Raw genomic sequence first — 20811 nt, forward strand, 5'->3', positions numbered from 1 at the left:
ACAGTCTGGGCGTCAAATACCCAGGGTTAGTTAGTGTGTGCTCACAATCTGGGATACTCTTTATTTTCCGGTAAAAAAGCGCTTCATTACGGGAGTGAGCTTATCGTTGTAACGGGAAAGAGCCTCATCGTCTGACGTCAGAATGCGCAGATATTTCCAATACTTCTCACCCTCTTGAACGGCCAGATAGGACACATATAAGGGCATGGGGTCTGCGTCCTCAACCAGGGCGGTGAAAATGGCGACTCGCTTGTCCAGTTTCCATTCTTCATCGTCCAGGTCTTCTCCCAGAGAGGTCAAATCGGCGCGTACATAGTCCTCAAATTGCTGCGTAAAAGAATCTTTGTTGCGTCTCAGGCTGTCGCTGAACGCCAAACGAAGCACTTCATCCTCTTCCAGATTCTTCGGTTCATAGAAGCGATCCTCGTTGATGTTCATCACCAACTCAAAGTTCCGGGGAAGGTCTTCCTCCAGGTCCGACTCATCCATCCAAAACACGCCGCCCTCCAAAAAGGGACTGGTGCGATCGTTATAGCAGAAGCCAAATAATTTTCGCTCCTGCTCGCCATTATCGAAGTGCAACGTCAGGGTATATCCGGAAAGTTGATATTCTCCACGGTTTTTGGAACCGTCTCCGCCTTTCTTTTGGGAGTGGGTGAAAACGCCGGAGCCTGATCCCGCCGCCAATGACTGATCTCCTGATGCGTCGCTGCTCGATTGCGCATAAACGGAGGTTCCTGTCATCGCGGAATAAGCGCCGCCGCTACCGGCGAGGCTGGAGCGGCCTTTGGTGAAGCGTCCGTCGCCCCGGAAAGTCCAGCGACGGGTGTTGACCGTGCTGCTCATACTGATCCCCGCCATGCCGTAAGCGACCATGTGGTAGAGGCGTCGGTGCAGGCGTTCGCCTTCGCGGGCGGGAACCAGACGGTCCGACTTTGAGAAAGTGCGCCACTCTTTTTCGTCATCAGGAATTTTCACCCGGTAACCGTCGTCATCGCTTTCCCAGATTCCCCAGCGCGCAGGCTGTTCTTCCCGCGATGTTTCCACATCGAAATCTTCCGGCGGTACCCCCAGGGACTCATACGCGGAGCCGTCCTCCATCAGCAGTAGAATTTTATAATCCACCCGATAATTGGAAGCGACTATGCCTGACGTCGACTCACATATCAGTGCTTCGTAATCGTCGGGGAGTTCATACATCGGAAGCTCTGCATTGTTAACCGGTCCTGCCTGGGAGCCGGATTCTTGAAACGGAAGAGCCTCTTCTTCATCGCTGTCTCCCCAGGAAAAGTAAACCAGTAAAACCAGGACGGCGATGGCGATATTGCGATAAGCGGTCGATGACATGTTCAAGTTCTTCTCCTTGCGGCAGGGCGACGCCGATGAGGAGGGCAGCGGCGTCTGGATGATTAAACAGGGCGATGATTACAGCATATTCTCGGCGCAGGTCATCTGGGAAAAACCCCAGGTTTTTCACCCCTGTGGAACTTGAAGGCCTAACGATGGTCTGTAAGAAGGAAGTGCGGGGGCGTGCGTTAACCATTGATTTACCCCCCGGGATGGTTCTATATGAACCTTGTCGTTAAAAACAATTAGAACTGATAAGCGTAGTAGGGACTATTATGAGTACGGATAATGTGTTTAAGGCTCTGTCCTCCACCCCCCGTAGAAGAATTCTGGCGTACCTCTCCAAGTCGCCGCTGACCGCGGGAGAAATCGCCGACCGATTCGATATCTCCAAGCCGGCCATCTCCAAACATCTTTCCATATTATTGGCGTCAGGGCTGGTGCAGGAAGAAAAAAAAGGACTTTATGTCACTTACTCTCTGGTAGAGGAAAATGTCGCTAACGCACTGATGAGCTTTCTTTCCGAAGTTTGCTCACTTAATCGTTTTACCCAAGAGGAGAGCGCAGATAGCGACGTTTTGTGTGAACCTGCGCAGGAAGAGTCCGAAGGCGAACAAAACGCCTTTACGGCAATAGTGGAAAAGTCGTGACGCTCAAGCGCCACGAGACTTTTCTTAAGCGGTGAGGCGACGCTTACAGGCCGCCGTGGGTCAGTTTGGCGGGGTCCAGTAACTTCTCCAGTTCCTGTCGGGACAGATCGGTTTGCTCCTCCGCCACGTCGATGACCGGGCGTCCTTCTTTGTACGCCTGTTTGGCGATTTCCGCCGCTTTCAGGTAACCGATGATCGGATTCAGCGCCGTGACCAGTATGGGGTTGCGGGACAGCGCTTCCTGCAATTTGGCTTCATTGACTTTGAAGGTGGCGATGGCCTTGTCCGCCAGTAACTGGCTGACGTTGGACAGCAGTTCAATACTCTGTAGCAGGTTGCGGGCGATCAGCGGCAGCATAACGTTCAGTTCAAAATTACCGGACTGGCCGCCGATAGTAATTGCGGTGTCGTTGCCGATAACCTGCGCCGCCGCCATGGCCGCCGCCTCAGGTATGACCGGGTTGACCTTGCCGGGCATGATGGACGAGCCGGGCTGCAGCGCCTCCAGTTCAATTTCGCCCAAACCCGCCAGCGGACCGGAATTCATCCAGCGCAAGTCATTGGCGATTTTCATGATGGCGACGGCGACGGTCTTCAATTGACCGGACAGAGAGACGGCGATGTCCTGCGAGCCAATATGGGAAAAGAAATTGGCGGCGGGTTTGAAGCTAAGGCCTGTCATCTCACTGAGCTGGCGATTGAACTCCGCGGCGAAATCCGGATGCGCGTTGATGCCGGTGCCCACCGCCGTGCCGCCTTGAGCCAGGGTGTGCAGCGCCGGTTGTGTCGCTTCCAGTGCAGCGATGCTCTGCTCAATCTGTGCGCCCCAGCCCAGCAGGCTCTGGCTCAGACGCACAGGCATGGCGTCCATCAGGTGGGTGCGGCCGGTCTTGATGTAGCCGTCAGTTTGCGCGGCTTTGTCCTGAATGGTTTTTAACAGGTGGCGCAGCGCCGGCAGCAACAGCTTGTCCAGCTCCAGCGCGGCGCTGATGTGGATGCTGCTGGGGATGATGTCGTTACTGCTTTGCCCGTAATTGATGTGGTCGTTAGGGCTGACTTTCTCGTCCAGAATGCGGCTGGCGAGGCTCGCCAACACTTCGTTGGCGTTCATGTTGGTGCTGGTGCCGGAACCGGTCTGGAAAACATCCACCGGAAAATGAGTCATCATGTCGTCGGCGGACAGCAGTTGCTGCGCCGCTTCGCAGATAGCGTCGCCCATTTTGGCGGGAATCAGCTCCAGCTTGACGTTGGCGCGCGCCGCGGCGGATTTCGCCAGCAACAGGGCGCGAATGAAAGCCTTGGGAAGGCGCTCGCCGCTGACGGGAAAGTTGTTGACGGCGCGCTGGGTTTGCGCGGCGTACAAGGCGTCCGCCGGCACTTGTAACTCGCCCATGCTGTCTTTTTCGATACGGGTTTTCACACGGTCTCTCCTGAGTGTTTCAGCCGGTCAGGCTGGCTTGAAAGAAATGGCTGGTGGTTCTGAGTTCGTAGAGGAACTCATTTAGCTGGCGGCGGCGGGACTCGCCATCGGCGATGCGGCTCAGCGCCGCCAGGGGGCGATAAATCTGATCCATGCACAGCGTTCGCCAGTGGCCGGGAATCAGATCGTCCGCAAGCGTGTCCAACAAGAGCCGGAACTCTGCGGCGTACAACCGCCAGCGACTGGCGGCGCAGGCGGGCGTCAGGGTTTCTTCCATCGACAGCCACAAGGGCAGTAACTGCGGATTGTCCGCTTCTGTGGCGTAGCGGATCTTGCGGCGTAGTTCGCGGATCGCCGGCTCTTGTGTGTCGAAGCCGTGAAGTGTCCCTGTCATGAATCGGATGTTAAGTTTATTAATTGATAATGATTATCATTTAACTCTGAGCCGAAGCGGACTGTCAAGCCGGGACGTCCATTAAGTCCCGGGTTTCAGGCCCGCCACCAAGCGGGCGGCTTTTAACATCTGCTCCTGCATCCGCTTATACAGGCTCAATCGCTGTAGAGCCTGATTCATCGTAGTTAACTTGAGCGTTTTCTCCAGCGCGTCGTCCAGCAATCTCTGCTTGGCCTCACGATATGAGAGTTCCGCCTGAGCCGCGCTGTCAGCGCCTTCCTGCGCCGTTTCCGTCACAATGGAGGGATGGCAATACAGATTCAGCCAATCGTTCATAGGGGCGGTCAGAGAGCGATCCAGCGATGGTTCCTGCTCTACTTCATCCAGCGTCTCCAGGAGATTATAGGCGTATTGAATCACTTGCAGGCACTGAGGCAGCTGTTGCGTCAGCGGCAGTCTTAGCGGCTGATGCAGAATATTAGTGATGTGCTGGTTGAGTTCATCCAACAGCTCTCTCAGTTCGCGACGGGTTTCCAGCGTGCGGTGGTCGCCGGGGTTGAGCAGCGAATTCTGGATATGGGCGGACAGCAGCCCCTGAAAACGCTCCAGCTCCATGACGACGGCGTGAATGGCGACATCCGGCACCACGATGGCGCTCTTATCAAGGTGTTGCAGGGAGAGCACTTTGCCGCCTTTCTGAAAGCGGGTTTTCAACCACGCGGTCATTGGCGTCCCCAACGGCCACATCAGAGCGACGCCCAACAGGTTGAAAACAGTATGGAAGGCCGCCAGCAAAACTGCAGGGTTATTCAGGTCCTGGCGCATGCCGCTAAGCGCCCCCAGCGCCCACAGAAACAAAGGCAGCATCGCCAGGGCGGCTGCGCCGGTGATGAGGTTGAATAACACATGCGCCAAGGACAGACGTTTCGCGTTGGCGGTGGCGCCGAAGGAGGCCAGAATGGCGGTGGAAGTGGTGCCGATATTCGCCCCAATTACCGCCGCCGCTCCCGCTTCCAAGGGCAGCATCTTGCCTGCGATGGCGGTCAGAATAATGGCGATAGCGGCGCTGGAGGATTGCATCAGCACGGTCAGCACGATGCCGACCACCACCATCCATAGCAGAGAGAGGTTGTCTCCAAAGTTGAGGTTATCCGTAAAATTAGCGCCCAATCCTTCAAAGGCGGACTTCATGGCGTCGATGCCCAGGAACAGCAAGCCGAAGCCGGCGATGGCGGTTCCTGCGGCTTTCAGACGGGGGCTGCGACCGCCGAGATGAATGAAGGCGCCGATGCCGATTAACGGCAAAGCGTAAGCGTCGATTTTAATACTGAAGCCCAGTAGCGCCACCAGCCAGGCGGTCAATGTGGTGCCGACATTACTGCCGAAAATGACCCAGGTGGCGTGTTCAAACATCAAGAGACCCGCGTTAACGAAACCCAGGGTCGCGACCGTGACGGCGCTGGAAGACTGCACCAGGGCCGTGATGGCCACGCCGCTGGCAAGGGCTCGCGAACGTGTTGATGTCCAGCGACTGAGCATGACCTCCAGCGCGGGACCGGCGGCGAGTTTGAGGCCGTCCGTCAACAAGGTCATTCCCAGCAAAAACAGGCCGACGCCTCCCAAAAAATGCGCGAGCATTCCTTATTTCTCCCCTACTACGTGTTTTATTTATGCGGCGGACAAAAGTCGTGTCCGCCTGTTCGTTAATCAATATAGATGGCCATAAAGCTCAGTCGCATGAAGTCAGGCTGTTGATCCAGTCTTGAATCAGGACGCCGCCTTCCGTATCGACTTGATGACTCGCCAGCGGCGGCATCCGGTATTCGCCAGGGTGGGTCATACGCAGATAAATCAGCGACATGGATGCGTCTCCCGGAGAGATCAGCTTCGCATTGTCGACGCCGATATCGCCGTTCAATGGCTCCTGGTCGCAGGCCTGGGTCGAAGACAGCGCTGTCGAAAAGCGTAGGTCCATCGTGCTCTGCGACGTGCCGCCGGGTTGATGGCAATTGGCGCAGTTACTGTGCAGATAAGCACGGGCCCGTCGTTCCAGCGGGGCGTTGTCATTACTGCTGACGGGAAGCGCGTTGGCCAGATGCGCGTCGCTCAGTGGCGCTGAGAAGACGTTGATACGCGCCAGAGTCTGCAGCTGGTTGGCGCGTATGCGGCTTTGCGGATAGATCAGCTCCCGGTTCAACTGCATAGTCTCCAAACCCAGGCTGAAACCCGCGGCGCTCGTGTGGCATTGAGCGCATTCGCCTGAACCGGGAAAGCGCCAGGTTTGTCCGCTGTAATCCACGTCCTTGCCTTCCGCGACCAGCGTGGCGTCTGTTTTCGTCTCATTCCACTGATAACTGTAGCCGCGCCAGTCACCTTCCGCCCGTTTCATGAATAGGCGGGTTTCGATAATGGCGCCGTTGAGGTAGAAGTGTTTGACCAGCACGGAGCCGTCGGGAAACAGAAAGTCTCCCGCTGCATTGACGTCAATATAGGTATTATTGGGCAGCGCGAAAAAACGTTGTTTGTCTGCGCCATCGGACCAGAACGGCTCAATGACGGTGTAGGGAATGAGCCCGGATGCAGGTTGCGTGGGATTATCGGGATTGACGCAGCCGGTTTGCGATAATAACTCTGGGACGTTATCAGAGTCTCCGCTTGAGGTGTCCGGATCAATGCGAAAGAGGCCGGAAAAAGTGACCACGTAGAGCTCCCCATCCGCTCCTTCTGCGAAAGACGCGACGTTGCGGCCGCTTTCCAGCAGGGTCTCCCGGTCATAGCCGCCGCTGCCATTGGCTCTCAATCCCCAAAGGATTCCCGAACCGAAGTCGGCAAACACATAGACGCCTTTAAGACCAGGAATGGCGTCGCCGCGATAGACATAACCCCCAGTGATGGAGATGCCCTCGGAATGGTCGTATTCCGCCACTGGCGCTATATAAGGGCCAGTGCTTGTGCAGCTGTTACCGGTGCGGTGCATGCCTTCGTAACAGCGCCAACCGTAGTTACCGCCAGAGGTGATGATATCCACCTCTTCATACTGACCCTGGCCGACATCGCCCAACCATAAGTCGCCAGTGTCCCGATCAAAACTCCAGCGCCAGGGATTGCGCAGACCGTACGCGTAGATTTCCGGTAGCGCGCCGGGCACGTTATTACCGGAAGCGGGAGAGCCATCGTCATTCAGGCGCAACATGGAGCCTAGTAGTGTGGAAACGGTCTGACCATTATTGTCGGGATCGTTGCCGGAGCCGCCGTCACCCAGGCCGTAATACAGCAAATTGTCTGGACCGAAAGCGATGTGGCCGCCGTTATGGTTGGAATAGGGTTGGCTGACTTCAATTAGATTGTCCCGCAGCAGATCGCCGCCGCTATCGGAGCGTAGAGATTGACCGTTGTCCGCGCTTTCGAATCGGGCCACAAAGGAGGTCATACCTGAGACGTTTTCCGTGAAGGAAAAATAGAGATAGCCGTTTTCGGCGAAGTTCGGGTGAAATGCCATGCCGAGTAACCCGCACTCGCCGCAAGTACTGAGATTGTAGTGCTCGGAGAGGTCAATCAGCGTGGTGCGGGTGTTGTCGTTGAGGTTCACCCGGTAAACCCGTCCCCGTTGCTGCACGACATAAAAAATATTAGTCAGGCTGGGATGGGGCAGCATCAGAATCGGGCTGGAGAAGTCCATATCCTGTGCAATGGGGGTAAGTTTGATGGCGCTGGAGCCGCTACTGTCGAACGCCAGACAAGTCGTATTATCCGGTCGCTCAGACAAGCCCACCGGGGTATCCTCGCTCTGGTCTGAACCGCCAGATCCGCAACCCGTCATAACCAGAACTAAAGCAGAGACAAGTAGAACACGCAGCATCATGCATTCCTCCTCCGGCGCTGTATTAAGCGTAACGCATACCACCAGGGGAATCAGTATGGAATTTGGCCGATTATGAGGGGGAATTTGGGGGGGGGGGGTGATCTGGATTCTGTGAATGCTCTGGAAGGCCCTTCGACAGGCTCAGGGCGAACGGGGATTATGTTAGAGATGGGAAGTAAACAATGGGTTGGGATGTGTACATGGTCGGCGTGAGAGGATTCGAACCTCCGACCCCTTCGTCCCGAACGAAGTGCGCTACCAGGCTGCGCTACACGCCGTAAACTGTGCCGCATAACATAGATAATGCGGCGGTTAAAATCAAGCTTCGTTTAGCTCTCTGAATGGCTCTCTTTGAGCTTTGTGATGGCATAGTTGGCGAAGTCCGCCAAGTTGGTAAAAACGGGGACGCCGTCCAGTTCTTCAGGCGCGAGTTTGACCAGGGTGCGCTCGCCTTTGCCGGTTTTCACCAGCACAGGCTGGCAACCTGCAGCGCGGGCGGCGCCGATATCGCCGACGTTGTCGCCGACAAACCAGGCGTCAGCGGCGGACATGCCGGTTTCTTCTTCAATTCTGCGCACCAGGCCGGGCTTGGGTTTGCGACAATCGCATTGATCGTCCGGCACATGGGGACAGAAGGCGATGGCGGCGATGGCGCCGCCATGCTGCGCGACCAGATTGAGCAATTTGGCGTGCATCCTGCCCAGCTCGGCTTCATCGAAATAGCCGCGTCCCAGACCGCTTTGGTTGGTGGCGACGGCGACGGTGAAGCCCGCAGCGGATAAGGCCGCGATAGCTTCAATACTGCCCGGAATCGGCCGCCATTCCTGTTCCGACTTGATGTAGTCGTCGGAGTCTTCGTTGATGACGCCGTCCCGGTCCAATATCAGCAGTGTATTGATGCTCACCCGCTCTTCCCTGTGTGGTTTACGCTTTGTTTTGCAGTAAGGAGATATCCGCCACCTGCAGGAACACGTGACGCAGGCTGGCCAGCAGCGTCATACGGTTGCTGCGAATAGCTGGATCATCCACCATTACCATGACCTTGTCGAAGAACAGGTCGATGACGTCTTTCAATTCCGCCAATTGCTGCAGCGCCTGGGTGAAATTGCGTTGTTCGATAAACGGACGCGTGGACTCGGATTTCTCCTGCAAAGCGCGGAACAGGTTCTTCTCCGCTTCCTCGGTGAACAGCTCTGGATTCGCCGACTCTGCGGAGATTTCCACCTGCTCTTTGCTGAGGATATTGGATACCCGCTTGTTCGCCGCCGCCAATGCCTGCGCTGCGTCGAGCTTCAGGAACTCCGCCACCGCCAGCACGCGTTGATCGAACTCCACTGGTTTGGTGGGACGACGAGCCAGCACGCTCAGGAATACTTCAGTAGGCACGCCGGCTTCTTCGTACCAAGCGCGGAAACGATCCAGCATGTAGTCAACCACAGCCGTTTCCAGGTTTTCCGCCGGCAGATCGCCGTGCAGTTCCTGCGCCCATTGCACGCACTCGGTAAGGTCCAGATCCAGCTTTTTCTCCACCAGAATCCGCAGTACGCCCAAGGCGGCGCGACGCAGACCGAACGGGTCTTTGGCGCCAGTTGGCGGTTGATTGATGCCGAAAATACCGACGATGGTGTCCAGTTTATCCGCCAGGGATACCGCGCAGCCGGTCAAGGTTGTTGGCAGCTGATCGCCGGCGAAACGAGGCAGGTACTGTTCTTCCTGGGCCAGGGAGACTTCTTCCGGCTCACCGTCGATAGCGGCGTAATAACGGCCCATGGTTCCCTGCAGCTCGGGGAATTCCATGACCATTTCCGTCGCCAGATCGGTCTTGCTGAGTTCGCCTGCACGCTGCGCCCATTCAGGATTGCTTTCGATCTTCGCCGCGATTTTCGCCGCCAGCTTGCCGACGCGAATGGCCTTGTCGTACACCGTTCCCAACTGCTGCTGGAATACGATGGGTTTCAGGTCTTCCAGGCGACTCGCCAGGGTGCGTTTCTTATCCGTGGAGAAGAAAAACGCCGCATCGCTGAGACGGGGGCGGATGACTCGCTCGTTACCGTCGATAACCTGTTGCGGGTCTTTGCTTTCAATATTGGCTACGGTGATGAAGTAAGGCAGCATGCGGCCTTCCGCATCCACCACGTGGAAGTATTTCTGGTTGCCTTTCATCGTGGAGATCAAGGCCTCCGCCGGCACTTCAAGGAAGCGATCCTCAAAGCGTCCCATTAACGCGGTTGGCCATTCGTTCAAGCTGGCGACTTCTTCCAATAGCGCTTCGTCGATAACGGCGACGCCGGAAGTTTGCTTGGCGATGGCTTCCACTTGTTGTCTGATCAGCGCTATGCGCTCTTCAAAGTCCGCCATGACATAGCCGGCTTTCAACGCCTCTTTGTAATTGGCGGGCGTGGCGACCTCGATAGGCGCGGGGTGGTGGAAACGGTGGCCCAACGTGGTATTGCCCGCTTTCAAACCCAGAATTTCGCAGTCGATAACTTTTTCGCCGAACAGCATGATGATCCAATGCACGGGACGCACGAATTCCGTGCGGCGTGCGCCCCAACGCATGCGCTTGGGAATTGGCAGCGCCGCCAGTGATTCTTCAACGATGGCCGGCAACAGGCCGGTGGTTGGCGCGCCGGACTGTTTGCTGCGAAACACCAGCCATACGCCTTTGTCCGTTTCCAGTTTCTCCAGTTTGTCCGGCGTGGTTCCGCAGGAACGGGCGAAACCTTCACAGGCCTTGGTGGGCGCGCCGGCGGCGTCGAATGCTGCTTGCAGAGCGGGGCCGCGTTTTTCCACTTCCAGATCCGGCTGCTTTTCCGCCAGTCCTGAAACATGCACCGCCAGACGTCTTGGGGCGGCGTACCATGTCAGGTCAGAGAAGGACAACTGCGCTTTTTCCAGACGCTGGCGAATGCCTTGTGCGAAGGCGTCCGCCAATTGACGCAAGGCTTTCGGCGGCAGTTCTTCAGCGCCGATTTCTACTAAAAAATCCTGGTGGTTCATTGACTTACTTCTCCCCTTCGCTGGCTAGCACTTCGTCACGGATAGAGGCTTCGGCCAATGGGAAGCCCAATTGTTTGCGGCGGTCAAAGTAGGCTTGCGCCACATCTTTGGCGAGGCCGCGCACGCGCAGGATGAAACGCTGTCTTTCAGTGACTGAAATCGCGTGCCGTGCGTCCAGCAGGTTAAATGTATGCGACGCCTTCAACGCCATTTCATAAGCGGGCAGCGGCAGGCCTTTTTCGATCAGACGCTTGCTCTCGCGCTCGTAAGTGTCGAAGTGATGGAACAGTTCGGTGGTGTCTGCTTCTTCAAAGTTGTAAGTGGACATCTCCACTTCATTTTGGTGAAACACATCGCCGTAAGTGACCGGGCCTTGCGGGCCATGGGTCCAGATCAGGTCGTATACGCTGTCGACGCCCTGCAGATACATGGCGATCCGCTCCAGACCATAGGTGATTTCGCCGGTCACGGGATAACATTCCAGACCGCCCACCTGCTGGAAGTAAGTGAACTGGGTTACTTCCATGCCGTTCAGCCAGACTTCCCAACCCAGTCCCCAGGCGCCCAGTGTCGGGGATTCCCAGTTATCCTCCACGAAGCGGATGTCGTGAACCAGGGGATCAATGCCCATTTCCCGCAGAGAGCCCAGATACAGCTCTTGAATATTATCGGGAGAAGGCTTCAGCACTACCTGATATTGGTAGTAATGCTGCAGGCGGTTGGGATTTTCGCCGTAGCGGCCGTCAGTGGGACGGCGGCTGGGCTGAACATAGGCGGCGTTCCAGGTTTCCGGACCGATAGCGCGTAAAAACGTGGCCGGGTGAAAGGTGCCTGCCCCTACCTCCATGTCCAGCGGCTGCAATATGACGCAGCCCTGACGAGCCCAATAGTCTTGGAGAGTTCGGATTAATCCCTGAAAGGTTTTTACATCTGGCTTGTTTGTATCAGTCACGGTTTACACCACTTGCTGTGCATGTTTGGTTCTTTAGCCGCAGGCGCTTACTTGTCAGGACGTCGCCGGCCTGTAGAATAAAGCGGCAAATTATACTACGTGTGCGCGCCGATTGCAGATAGCCATAGGATATAGCCGCGAAATTACGCGAAAATTGCTGTTTCTGCGGAAAAAAGACGCTATCTGACGCCAGTTTAAGGTGACGTACGCCCCGAATTCACAGGTATCTCTTGAACAAATCCAAACTCATCGCCACGCTGATCATCTTTCTGATTCGCCTGGTTTCCAAACTGTCTCTGCGCTGGGCGCAGCGATTGGGCGGTTGGCTGGGCGCCTTGACCTGGCGCTGCAACGCCGGCCCGGCGCGGGTGACGCGCACCAATCTGCAACGTTGTTTCCCTGAAAAAAGCGCTTCTGAAATCAATGCGTTGGGCGCCGCCAGTATGCGCGAAACCGGTAAGGTGGCGTTTGAAACTGGCGCGGTGTGGGAATGGCCCGCAGAGAAGACGCTGTCTTTGATCAAATCCATTGATGGCGAGCACCTCATCAAAGAAGCTGAAGACGCCGGCAAAGGGTTGATTCTGCTGGCTCCGCACCTGGGCAACTGGGAAGTGGCGGGGTTGTTTTTCGCTGCGCGTTACTCCATGGCGGCGCTTTATCAGCCGCCTAAAATCGAGGAACTGGACGACTATATGCGCGCAGTGCGCGAGCGCAATGGCTCAGAGCTTGTTCCCGCCAATAAGCGCGGCGTCATGCGTTTGTTCCATATTTTGCGGGAGCAAGGCGTAATCGGCATTCTTCCCGACCAGGAACCGGAGCTCAGCGGTGGCGTATTCGCCCCTTTCTTCGGCATTCCCGCCAATACTATCAAGCTGGTCTCCAAACTGATTGAACGCACCGACGCCAAAGTGCTTTGCGTCTACGCCAAGCGTTTACCGGAAGGAGAAGGTTTTGTGATGACGGTGCGGTCAGTGGCTGCGGATATCTACTCCGAAGATCTGGAAACCTCCGCCGCTGCATTGAACGCCACGGTGGAGGCCTGCGTGCGGGAGACGCCGGAGCAGTATCAATGGGAGTATAAGCGGTTCAAACGGCGTCCGGACGGCGAACGCCATTTCTACGATTGAATGCCCCAACGGACCGGAAACCCTTAAAAGCGGTTGCCGGTCCGCAGTGGCGAGCGCTGGGACAGGTCGCTTTCCCGCAGCACTTTTTCATCGATTGAGCCAGAGCGGCTGATATTTTTCAAAGAGCTTGCCAGAGACAGATTGAAGTAAATCACGTCAGCGAGTTCATCGCCGTTGTCTGGATTGTTCTCCATGGTGAACAGGCCGTGCGTTTGCTCCACAACACCTGTCTGGATAAGTTTGTTCTGACCGTTCAGGCGGCCAAGATTAAGCACAGGCAAGCCTTCATTCAGGTTGTACGAATTAAAAACCGGGCGGTTGTAGTAACCGCTTTCGAAGGCGGGCACATAACTGTCGACGGAGTCGTCCGGATTCGGGTCTGGGGTTTCTTCTCCCGTCATCAGCACTGGCGCGTAGCCGATCCCTACTTCCTTGAAGGTCTGGAAGTAAAGCCAATGGGCGTTTTCCGTGACGGCGCAGTGATCGCCTGGGCAGGCGGTTGCAGCCATATCCAGATTCACCAGATAGGCGCTGGCGTTGCTGGCGTCTTGATAGTTAGCGTAGATGCGAGAAGCGCCGGTCAGGTAATCGCCGCTGATAGGATTAATGATTTCCCGCGACTCCCCTGTCACTTTATCCACCAAATACAAACGTACATTATCCACAGCGATAACCAGATAATTCGTTGTTTGCGCCAGACGACCAGTAATAGAGCCCTCACTGGTGAAGTCATGCAAGACGTCATTGGCGCCGCCTTCCAGAGCGATTTTGCGCACCAGGGCGCCATCAATCAGGTATACAGTGTCGCCGTCTACGACCGTTTTTGCAGGGTCCATGACATTGGCGTCGATAGTGGTCAGCGCCGTCAACGCCATGCCTGTATCCAGTAGTTCGGCGCCGCTATTGGCGAAGACCTGGCTGTCTGTGGTCAGTAACATATCCAGTTCGCCGGTGGTGAAGGCGTAATCGAAGTCAGCGCTTGTCAGCCCGTCGATGCTACGCGCCAGAGCGCCTTGCGCGTCCAGTATCTCCAGGGAATCGGCCGTGGACCGCAGGTAACCCGCCAACGCCCAGTTGGGTTTCCAGAAAGGCGTCAGGTTGAGGTCGTTAGCGGCGCCATTGCCGGGCGCGTCAGTGACCGCAGCATTGAGTGGAATTTTGAAGTAGGCGTCGTCCTCATTGGCGCATGTGGCGTCTACGCCTGGCGTACGCACGGTGATTTTAGACTTACCGTAACCCAGACCTTCCGGCAGGACGGCGGCGGCGCAGACGGTGGAGGCGAGTGTACTGACCTGGGTCAGGGAGGATTGATCAGGTTTCCCCAGGAATAGTTTTCCAGACTCGATCATCAGCATATAGCCTGCGCTGGCGCGGCTTTTCCCCAGCGGAATTACCGGAGCCAGGGTGGAGGTCGGTTGACTGGGACTTTGCCGGTATACGCTGCCGGCGGCGATGTCATAGCGGAATGCGAAGTTCTTTTCCGTATCCTCACCAGGGTTTTGCAGCCCTGAGAAAAACAGGTTCTTGGTGACAGGAAAAGGTTCTTGAGGCTCCTCTACAATGACATCCGGCGGTTCCACCACCACTGGCGGACTGGACTCATCTTTCTTTTCACTACCCCCACAGCCCCCCAGCGCGAGGGAACTTAAGCACAAAGACAACAGAATGTTGCGCTGGAGTTTATCCATACCTGCCTCGCATGACGCCGCTATTTTTATTGGTTTGTTAACGTGCAATAACTAACAAACACATAAATTTACAGTAATTTTCGCCGTGAAAATTTGAACCAGCCTTGGTTCTGGCGTGTTGCTCATAGCCCTGACAGCCTGCTGGTTAGACAATATGAAGCCCTTTGCTATATTTTGTGATGCGATCCGCATTCAGGGTTTGGAAGCGACCGGCGATCCCGGACGCTGTTGCTTAAGTAGTTGGAAGAAGTAGAGAGGTAAGGCATCCATGAACATGCCTTGGCGAAGGAATGTATCCCCCCTTCCCGCAACAGGCGCGCTCAACCTGTTGCAACTCCCCGGCCAGCGAACCCTCGCCTATGGCGAATGGGGCGACCCCGCTGGAGCGCCGGTTTTTTACGCTCACGGCGCGCCCGGCTCGCGTTTGGAAGGCGCTTTTTTTCATGACGCGGCGCGCGCCGCCGGGTTGCGCTGGATTGTCGTTGATCGTCCGGGCATGGGCGCATCTTCCCTGGCGGACAATTACACGTTGCTGGATTATCCCAGAGACGTCAGCGCCGTCGCCGGTGCGCTAGGGATTGATCAGTTCGCGGTGGCGGGCTGGTCCAGTGGCGGCGCCTATGCTTTGACCTGCGCCTTTGAGATCCCCAAACGCATCGCCTTTGTCGCAGTCATGGCCAGCTATACCAATTTTGGAGAAATGAGCGCGGCCAAAGATCTGCTCTGGCGTAATGAGCAGCGCGGTCCGAAGATTGCTGAAGTCAGCACGGGGTTGTTTCGTACTTTATTATCCCTGCTGAGGCTGACGGAGCGATACAGCCCCAAGTTGTATCTGAAGTTTATTGAAAGCTCGAGTACGGAGCAGGACCTGGCCTTGTTGCGCGATGCAGGCATCTTGGAGCGTTTCATGGACAATCAACATGAAGCTTTTAACCAGGGCGTACAAGGTGTGATGTTGGATTTGCTGGCGCAGTATCGACACTGGGGTTTTTCTTTATCAGAAATCCGTTTGCCGACTCATATTTATCAGGGGGTGAAAGACCGCTTCGTTCCCTGGCGGTTTGCTCAACATCTGGCGGATAACCTGCCGTTGGCGGATTTGCGTATGATCACCGACGCCGGCCATATGTTTCCGTTGGAGGCGGACTTTCAGCGTGAACTGATGTCCGCCATCCGGCGTCATTTAGTGGCGCCTGAGACTAGCGACGCCAGAAAGCAGGCGTAAACAGAATCAGCAGCGTAAACACTTCAAGACGACCCAGCAGCATGGCGAAGCACAGTATCCACTTGGCGGGCTCATTCAGCTCGCCGTAATGCAACGCCACGCCACCTAAACCTGGTCCAAGATTATTGATGCAGGCGCCGACGGCGGACCAGGCGGTGACCTGGTCCAGCCCGGTGGCGAGCAGGCCCATCAACATGAACACAAACATGAACATGTAAACCGAGAAGAAACCCCATACCGCCTCTAGCACCCGGTCCGGCACCGGCTTGCGCCCCAGTTTTACTTGCAGTACGGCATTGGGGTGTACGATGCGCTTCACTTCCCGCATACCTTGTTTATAAATCAGCAGTACCCGGATGACTTTCATGCCGCCCCCTGTTGAGCCGGCGCAACCGCCGATAAAGGCGACGACGAACAGTAGGAACGGCAACAGGTGCGGCCAATGGGCGAAGTCCGCGGTGGCGAAACCGGTGGTGGTCGCCACGCTGACCACTTCAAACACGCCGCGGATAATGGCGGTGAAGGGATCGTAGGTGGAAGTGCCAATCAATACGCCGACGGTGACGATGGAGACGCTCAACAGAATCAGCGAATAAAACACGACCTCTGGATCTTTCAGATAGACCAGTACTGAGCGGCGACGCCAGGCGAAAAAGTGCATGGCGAAATTGATCCCGGCCAGGAACATGAAAACGATGCAGATGATTTCAATCAGCGGGCTGTTGAAGTAGCCGATGGAGGCGTCATGGGTGGAGAAACCGCCGATGGCGATGGTGGCGAAGCTGTGTCCGATAGCGTCGAATGCATCCATGCCCGCCCACCAGTACAACAGTGCGCACAGCGCCGTCAGTGAGACGTAGATGTACCATAAGGCCTTTGCGGTCTCGGTGATTCTGGGGGTGAGTTTGTTGTCTTTTACTGGTCCCGGCGCTTCCGCCCGGTATAGCTGCATGCCGCCAATGCCCAGCATCGGCAGGATCGCCACCGCCAATACGATAATTCCCATGCCGCCCAGCCACTGTAGTTGCTGCCGATACCAGAGGATGGATTTGGGGAGTATGTCGATACCGGTCATCACGGTGGCGCCGGTGGTGGTCAGGCCGGATACCGATTCAAAAATAGCGTCGACCAGACTGAGATGAGGGTGTTCGCTGAGATAAAGAGGCACCGCCCCGCTCAGGCTGAGCACTACCCAAAACAACACCGTGACCACGAAGCCGTCGCGTATGCGCAGTTCACTGGTTTGGCGAAATACAGGCAGCCATACCAGGAGTCCGGTCAGAAAAATACCGCACATGGCGGTAAGGAAAGGCTGCATATGGCCGTCTTCGTAGATCAGCGACACCACGATGGGAGGGATCATGGTGGTGCTGAACAACATCAGCAGGACGCCCAGAATTTTAGCTATCGCCGAATAATGCATTGATCTGTTGTGCGCTTATTTTTGGTATATGCGTTAAAAGAATGCGAGTCCCACCTGGAACAGGCGCTCAACTTCGGCGATTCTGCGTTTATCCACCACGAACAGGATGACGTGGTCATCCGGCTGGATGCGCAGATGGTCGTGAGCGATCAGTACTTCGCCCCGTCTTACAATGGCGCCGATAGTAGAGCCTGCGGGCAACGAAATTTCATCCAGCCGCTTGCCCACCACTTTGGAGGAGCGATGGTCGCCGTGAGCGATCGCCTCAATGGTTTCAGCCGCTCCGCGTCGCAGTGAGTGTGCGCTTACTACGTCGCCTCTTCTTACGTGCGTAAGCAAACTGCCGATGGTGGTTTGCTGCGGCGAGATAGCGACGTCGATTTCGCCGCCTTGAATCAGGTCGACGTAATCCGGGTTGTTAATCAAGGTCATCACCTTACGCACGCCAAGCCGCTTGGCCAGCATGGAGGCCATAATGTTGGCCTCGTCGTCGTTGGTGACGGCGCAGAAAACATCCGTGTCTTCGATATTTTCTTCCAGCAGCAGCTCCTTGTAGGCCGCATTGCCGTGTAGCACGATGGTCTTGTTCAGCTCTTCGGAGAGCTGGATGCAACGGTCCTGGTTGTGCTCAATTAGTTTGACCTGGTAGCGCCCCTCCAGTGTTTCCGCCAGCCGCGCCCCGATATTGCCGCCACCGGCGATCATGATGCGACGATACGGCTTCTCCAGCGGCTGCAGTTCACTCATGACCTTGCGGATGTTATCCCGCGCGGCGATGAAGAAGACCTCGTCATTTTCCTCAATGACCGTATCGCCCTGAGGAATAATGGCTCTGTCCTTGCGATATATGGCCGCGACGCGGGTATCGATATGCGGCAGATGCTGGCGCAGGTAGGCCAATTCATGGCCGATCAAGGGGCCGCCTTTGGTGGCTTTGATGCCCACCAGTCGCACCAGTCCTTTAGAGAAATCCAACACCTGCAAGGCGCCGGGATTCTCAATCAGGCGGGTGATGTGCTCGGTTACTACCTGCTCCGGGCTGATAATGACGTCAATGGGAAAGGCTTCAGTGTTGAACAGGCCTTTTTTGGTGAGGTATGCGGAAGTGCGCACCCGGCTGATTTTGGTCGGCGTCTTGAACAACGTGAAGGCGACCTGACAGGCCACCATATTGACTTCATCGCTGTTGGTGACGGCGATCAGCATATCTGCGTCGTCCGCCCCCGCCTGTTTCAGAATGTTGGGATAAGAAGCCTGTCCCTGCACGGTGCGGATATCCAGCCGGTCCTGCAATGAGCGCAGGCGCTGGGGATTGGAGTCCACTACAGTGATGTCATTCGCCTCGCTGGCCAGGTTTTCCGCGAGGGTTCCCCCAACTTGGCCGGCGCCAAGAATTATGATTTTCATGCTAAGCGTCCACAGCTGAGACTTTCAGAGTTGGTTGTTTCCGCAATCTGGCGTAGAAAAAGCCGTCATGGCCGCCGGTTACCGGCAAAAGCTGCACTCCGAAAGACGACTGAATTCCATATTTCCCTTCAATCGGTAAGACCTCCGCGTCCGTAGCGTCGGCGATAAAGCGTTCAATTATATGCTCATTCTCTTCTTTAAGAATAGAACAGGTCGCATAGACTAATAGGCCCCCAGGCTTCAGGGTAGTCCATAAAGTTCGCAGCAGCTTTAGTTGCAGCGTTGCAAGCTGGGGAATATCTTCACTGCGGCGCAGCAGCTTGATGTCTGGATGACGGCGTATCACACCCGTCGCGCTGCACGGGGCGTCGAGCAGGATGCGATCGAATGGCGTCCCATCCCACCATTGTTGCAGGTCGCCGACATCCGCTGTGCGCACCTCCGCGTCCAACTGCAGGCGCTGCAGCGTGTCGCGAGTACGAAGTTGGCGTTCGGGGTCTACATCTACGGCGGTCACGGAAATGTCAGGACAACGCTCCAACAGCGCAGCGGTTTTGCCTCCCGGCGCGCAGCAGGCGTCAAGCACCCGCTCGTTGGGCTGAGGGTCTATCAGGGCGGCGCTGAGTTGCGCCGCTTCGTCTTGTACAGAGCACAAACCGGCGTCGAAGAATCCCGGCAGGCGGCATACATCCACTGCCTGTTCGCACTGGATTCCGGTTTCCACCCATTCACAGAGGTGGGCGTCCACTTCCGCCTGACGCAATTGCTCCAGATAGCCTTCCCGCCGGTTTTTCTGTAAGTTGACTCGCAGCGTCAGCGGGGCCTGGGCGTTACTGGCGGCAAGCAACTCGTCAAGTTGTTGAGGATAGGCGGCGGCCAGTTTGTCCAATAGCCACTGTGGCATCGCGTAGCGGAGACTGAGGTCCGCTTCGCTGTGCGCCAGCAATTCGTCCTTACGGCGTTGAAAGCTGCGGAGTACGCCGTTGACCAACTTGGTGGCCCAGAGCTTGTTGAGCTCCTTGGTGACGTTAACAGTTTCATTGATGCTGACGTGAGCGGGTTTATCCATAAACGCCAATTGATGCAGACCACTGAGCAGCAGGAAATGAATATCCCGTTCTTTGGCCTTGATGGGCTGACGCAATAACTGCCCCAGCCAATGCTCCAAGGTCAGATAATGTCGACAAACGCCATAGCACAGCGCTTGCAGAAAACTGCGGTCATTTTCTTCGACCTGTTCCAGAGCCGGCGCCATTGCGGCGGACAGAGAACGTCCTTCTTCCGCCACTGCGCGCAGGGTTTTGGCCGCCGCTGCGCGGGCGCTGAGAGTTTTGCGTCGCTTCATATCAGCCGTTTATCCCCAGGATCTGGCCCAATTGCATCAAGGGCTTGCCGCCGTTGATCAGGTCCTGGCAACTGATGGGCTTGCCGCCGGGCAGCTGCAGGCTGGTAATGGATAGCACGCCTTCGCCGCAGGCGACTTTGACCGCTTCCGCTGTGCGCTCAATAATCGTCCCCGGTTGCGCCTTGGCGTCTTCGACAGAAGCGCTCGCCGCCCAAATGCGGATAGTTTGTCCGTTGTCTTCCGTGAAACACACAGGCCAGGGATTAAAGGCGGCGATTTTGCGTTGGATCAGCGCCGCAGGCTCTGACCAATCGATACGAGCTTCCTCTTTTTGCAGCTTGTGGGCATAGGTGGCCAGATCGTCTTGTTGCCTTTCACCCTGAAGTTCGCCTTCCTGCAAGAGCGACAGCGCTTCTACAATTGCAGCTCCGCCCATTTGCGCCAGACGGTCGTGCAGTGTGCGGCCTGTGTCGTCAGCAGTGATTGGAGTGACTGTCTTGAGCAACATCGGTCCTGTATCCAACCCCGCTTCCATTTGCATGATTGTGATGCCGGATTCTTCATCTCCCGCAATAATCGCCCGCTGAATTGGCGCTGCGCCGCGCCAGCGCGGCAACAGCGAGGCATGGATATTGAGGCAGCCGTGTTTGGGTGCGTCCAGCACTGCTTGGGGCAGGATGATGCCGTAGGCGGCTACGACCATCACGTCAGCGTCATAATCGCGCAGGCGTTGGCGATCTTCTTCATTTTTGAAGTTGAGCGGCTGCTCCACCGGAATTTCGTGCTTTAGCGCAAGCTGTTTTACAGGGCCAGGAAGAAGCTTGTTGCCACGGCCGGCGGGCCGGTCAGGTTGAGTGTATACGGCGACGATCTGATAGTTGGCGTCCAGCAGCGCTTGCAGTGCGGAAGCAGCGAAGTCTGGGGTGCCGGCGAAAATGACTTTCAGGGGTGATGACATGAAGTTTCAGGCC

At 56.3% G+C, this 20811-nt stretch carries 17 protein-coding genes and 1 tRNA gene; 4 read left to right on the top strand and 14 right to left on the bottom strand.

Annotated elements, in window-relative coordinates; all coding sequences use genetic code 11:
• Positions 1–60: 60 nt before the first annotated feature.
• Positions 61–1347 carry a hypothetical protein gene (locus ACQYWX_RS00080; RefSeq protein WP_431687460.1) on the bottom strand — a complete coding sequence of 429 codons (1287 nt, stop codon included), beginning with the start codon at positions 1345–1347 and terminating at the stop codon, positions 61–63.
• On the opposite strand from ACQYWX_RS00080, the gene ACQYWX_RS00085 reads away from it, so the two are divergent.
• Both ACQYWX_RS00085 and ACQYWX_RS00090 read left to right on the top strand, forming a co-directional pair.
• A complete protein-coding gene (locus ACQYWX_RS00085; protein WP_279500650.1) occupies positions 1346–1492 on the top strand; it encodes a hypothetical protein in 147 nt (48 codons plus the stop codon). The two genes, ACQYWX_RS00080 and ACQYWX_RS00085, sit on opposite strands and share 2 nt — an antisense overlap.
• A 130-nt stretch (positions 1493–1622) precedes the next feature.
• Positions 1623–1997, top strand: a complete 375-nt coding sequence (locus ACQYWX_RS00090; protein WP_431687461.1) for a metalloregulator ArsR/SmtB family transcription factor — start codon at positions 1623–1625, stop codon at positions 1995–1997.
• A gap of 43 nt (positions 1998–2040) precedes the next feature.
• On the opposite strand, the gene ACQYWX_RS00095 is transcribed toward ACQYWX_RS00090, so the two are convergent.
• The 8 genes from ACQYWX_RS00095 to glyQ all read right to left on the bottom strand — a co-directional run bounded on the left by ACQYWX_RS00095 (position 2041) and on the right by glyQ (position 11625).
• Positions 2041–3390, bottom strand: a complete 1350-nt coding sequence (locus tag ACQYWX_RS00095; protein ID WP_431689541.1) for a class II fumarate hydratase — start codon at positions 3388–3390, stop codon at positions 2041–2043.
• 46 nt (positions 3391–3436) lie between these two features.
• Positions 3437–3811: a hypothetical protein gene (locus ACQYWX_RS00100; RefSeq protein ID WP_431687462.1), complete on the bottom strand. Its 375-nt coding sequence runs from the start codon at positions 3809–3811 to the stop codon at positions 3437–3439.
• Positions 3812–3892: 81 nt separating this feature from the next.
• Positions 3893–5449: a Na/Pi cotransporter family protein gene (locus ACQYWX_RS00105; protein WP_431687463.1), complete on the bottom strand. Its 1557-nt coding sequence runs from the start codon at positions 5447–5449 to the stop codon at positions 3893–3895.
• A gap of 91 nt (positions 5450–5540) precedes the next feature.
• The gene (locus ACQYWX_RS00110) at positions 5541–7673 is read right to left on the bottom strand and encodes an SO2930 family diheme c-type cytochrome (protein ID WP_431687464.1); all 2133 of its coding nucleotides are present in this window, start codon (positions 7671–7673) and stop codon (positions 5541–5543) included.
• 201 nt (positions 7674–7874) lie between these two features.
• Positions 7875–7951, bottom strand: a tRNA-Pro gene (locus tag ACQYWX_RS00115).
• Positions 7952–8002: 51 nt separating this feature from the next.
• Positions 8003–8578 (bottom strand): D-glycero-beta-D-manno-heptose 1,7-bisphosphate 7-phosphatase, encoded by a 576-nt coding sequence (gene gmhB / locus ACQYWX_RS00120; RefSeq protein ID WP_431687465.1) that lies wholly within the window; start codon positions 8576–8578, stop codon positions 8003–8005.
• Positions 8579–8597: 19 nt separating this feature from the next.
• Positions 8598–10673: a glycine--tRNA ligase subunit beta gene (gene glyS / locus ACQYWX_RS00125; RefSeq protein ID WP_431687466.1), complete on the bottom strand. Its 2076-nt coding sequence runs from the start codon at positions 10671–10673 to the stop codon at positions 8598–8600.
• 4 nt (positions 10674–10677) lie between these two features.
• Positions 10678–11625: a glycine--tRNA ligase subunit alpha gene (gene glyQ / locus ACQYWX_RS00130; RefSeq protein WP_431687467.1), complete on the bottom strand. Its 948-nt coding sequence runs from the start codon at positions 11623–11625 to the stop codon at positions 10678–10680.
• Between the two features lie 230 nt (positions 11626–11855).
• Here glyQ and ACQYWX_RS00135 point away from each other — a divergent pair, with 230 nt between their 5' ends.
• Entirely contained in the window at positions 11856–12752 is an 897-nt protein-coding gene (locus tag ACQYWX_RS00135; RefSeq protein ID WP_431687468.1) for a lysophospholipid acyltransferase family protein, read from the top strand.
• 23 nt (positions 12753–12775) lie between these two features.
• Here the strand turns inward: ACQYWX_RS00135 and ACQYWX_RS00140 are convergent, their stop codons facing one another.
• Positions 12776–14440, bottom strand: coding sequence for a hypothetical protein (locus tag ACQYWX_RS00140; protein ID WP_431687469.1), 1665 nt, complete (start codon positions 14438–14440; stop codon positions 12776–12778).
• A 268-nt stretch (positions 14441–14708) separates the two neighbouring features.
• Here ACQYWX_RS00140 and ACQYWX_RS00145 point away from each other — a divergent pair, with 268 nt between their 5' ends.
• Positions 14709–15665, top strand: a complete 957-nt coding sequence (locus ACQYWX_RS00145; protein WP_431687470.1) for an alpha/beta fold hydrolase — start codon at positions 14709–14711, stop codon at positions 15663–15665.
• Here ACQYWX_RS00145 and ACQYWX_RS00150 read toward each other — a convergent pair.
• Genes ACQYWX_RS00150 through fmt form a run of 4 tightly spaced genes read right to left on the bottom strand, consistent with a single transcriptional unit; the run spans position 15640 to position 20798 of the window.
• Positions 15640–17088, bottom strand: a complete 1449-nt coding sequence (locus tag ACQYWX_RS00150) for a TrkH family potassium uptake protein (RefSeq protein WP_127967792.1) — start codon at positions 17086–17088, stop codon at positions 15640–15642. The genes ACQYWX_RS00145 and ACQYWX_RS00150 overlap by 26 nt on opposite strands.
• Before the next feature lie 33 nt (positions 17089–17121).
• Positions 17122–18495 carry a Trk system potassium transporter TrkA gene (trkA, locus tag ACQYWX_RS00155; RefSeq protein ID WP_127967793.1) on the bottom strand — a complete coding sequence of 458 codons (1374 nt, stop codon included), beginning with the start codon at positions 18493–18495 and terminating at the stop codon, positions 17122–17124.
• Position 18496: 1 nt separating this feature from the next.
• Positions 18497–19840 carry a 16S rRNA (cytosine(967)-C(5))-methyltransferase RsmB gene (gene rsmB, locus ACQYWX_RS00160; RefSeq protein WP_431687471.1) on the bottom strand — a complete coding sequence of 448 codons (1344 nt, stop codon included), beginning with the start codon at positions 19838–19840 and terminating at the stop codon, positions 18497–18499.
• 1 nt (position 19841) lies between these two features.
• The gene (gene fmt, locus ACQYWX_RS00165; protein WP_431687472.1) at positions 19842–20798 is read right to left on the bottom strand and encodes a methionyl-tRNA formyltransferase; all 957 of its coding nucleotides are present in this window, start codon (positions 20796–20798) and stop codon (positions 19842–19844) included.
• Between the last annotated feature and the right edge of the window lie 13 nt (positions 20799–20811).

The sequence above is a fragment of the Hahella sp. NBU794 genome, assembly GCF_050749805.1.
GTDB lineage: Bacteria > Pseudomonadota > Gammaproteobacteria > Pseudomonadales > Oleiphilaceae > Hahella.

What these genes read in the sequence shown, in the direction of transcription:
- ACQYWX_RS00105 (WP_431687463.1), bottom strand. Translation starts at nt 5,449, where the DNA reads ATGCTCGCGCATTTTTTGGGAGGCGTCGGCCTGTTTTTGCTGGGAATG.
- fmt (WP_431687472.1), bottom strand. Translation starts at nt 20,798, where the DNA reads ATGTCATCACCCCTGAAAGTCATTTTCGCCGGCACCCCAGACTTCGCT.
- trkA (WP_127967793.1), bottom strand. Translation starts at nt 18,495, where the DNA reads ATGAAAATCATAATTCTTGGCGCCGGCCAAGTTGGGGGAACCCTCGCG.
- ACQYWX_RS00100 (WP_431687462.1), bottom strand. Translation starts at nt 3,811, where the DNA reads ATGACAGGGACACTTCACGGCTTCGACACACAAGAGCCGGCGATCCGC.
- ACQYWX_RS00090 (WP_431687461.1), top strand. Translation starts at nt 1,623, where the DNA reads ATGAGTACGGATAATGTGTTTAAGGCTCTGTCCTCCACCCCCCGTAGA.
- ACQYWX_RS00145 (WP_431687470.1), top strand. Translation starts at nt 14,709, where the DNA reads ATGAACATGCCTTGGCGAAGGAATGTATCCCCCCTTCCCGCAACAGGC.
- ACQYWX_RS00095 (WP_431689541.1), bottom strand. Translation starts at nt 3,390, where the DNA reads ATGGGCGAGTTACAAGTGCCGGCGGACGCCTTGTACGCCGCGCAAACC.
- glyS (WP_431687466.1), bottom strand. Translation starts at nt 10,673, where the DNA reads ATGAACCACCAGGATTTTTTAGTAGAAATCGGCGCTGAAGAACTGCCG.
- ACQYWX_RS00150 (WP_127967792.1), bottom strand. Translation starts at nt 17,088, where the DNA reads ATGCATTATTCGGCGATAGCTAAAATTCTGGGCGTCCTGCTGATGTTG.
- ACQYWX_RS00085 (WP_279500650.1), top strand. Translation starts at nt 1,346, where the DNA reads ATGTTCAAGTTCTTCTCCTTGCGGCAGGGCGACGCCGATGAGGAGGGC.
- ACQYWX_RS00080 (WP_431687460.1), bottom strand. Translation starts at nt 1,347, where the DNA reads ATGTCATCGACCGCTTATCGCAATATCGCCATCGCCGTCCTGGTTTTA.
- ACQYWX_RS00140 (WP_431687469.1), bottom strand. Translation starts at nt 14,440, where the DNA reads ATGGATAAACTCCAGCGCAACATTCTGTTGTCTTTGTGCTTAAGTTCC.
- ACQYWX_RS00110 (WP_431687464.1), bottom strand. Translation starts at nt 7,673, where the DNA reads ATGATGCTGCGTGTTCTACTTGTCTCTGCTTTAGTTCTGGTTATGACG.
- rsmB (WP_431687471.1), bottom strand. Translation starts at nt 19,840, where the DNA reads ATGAAGCGACGCAAAACTCTCAGCGCCCGCGCAGCGGCGGCCAAAACC.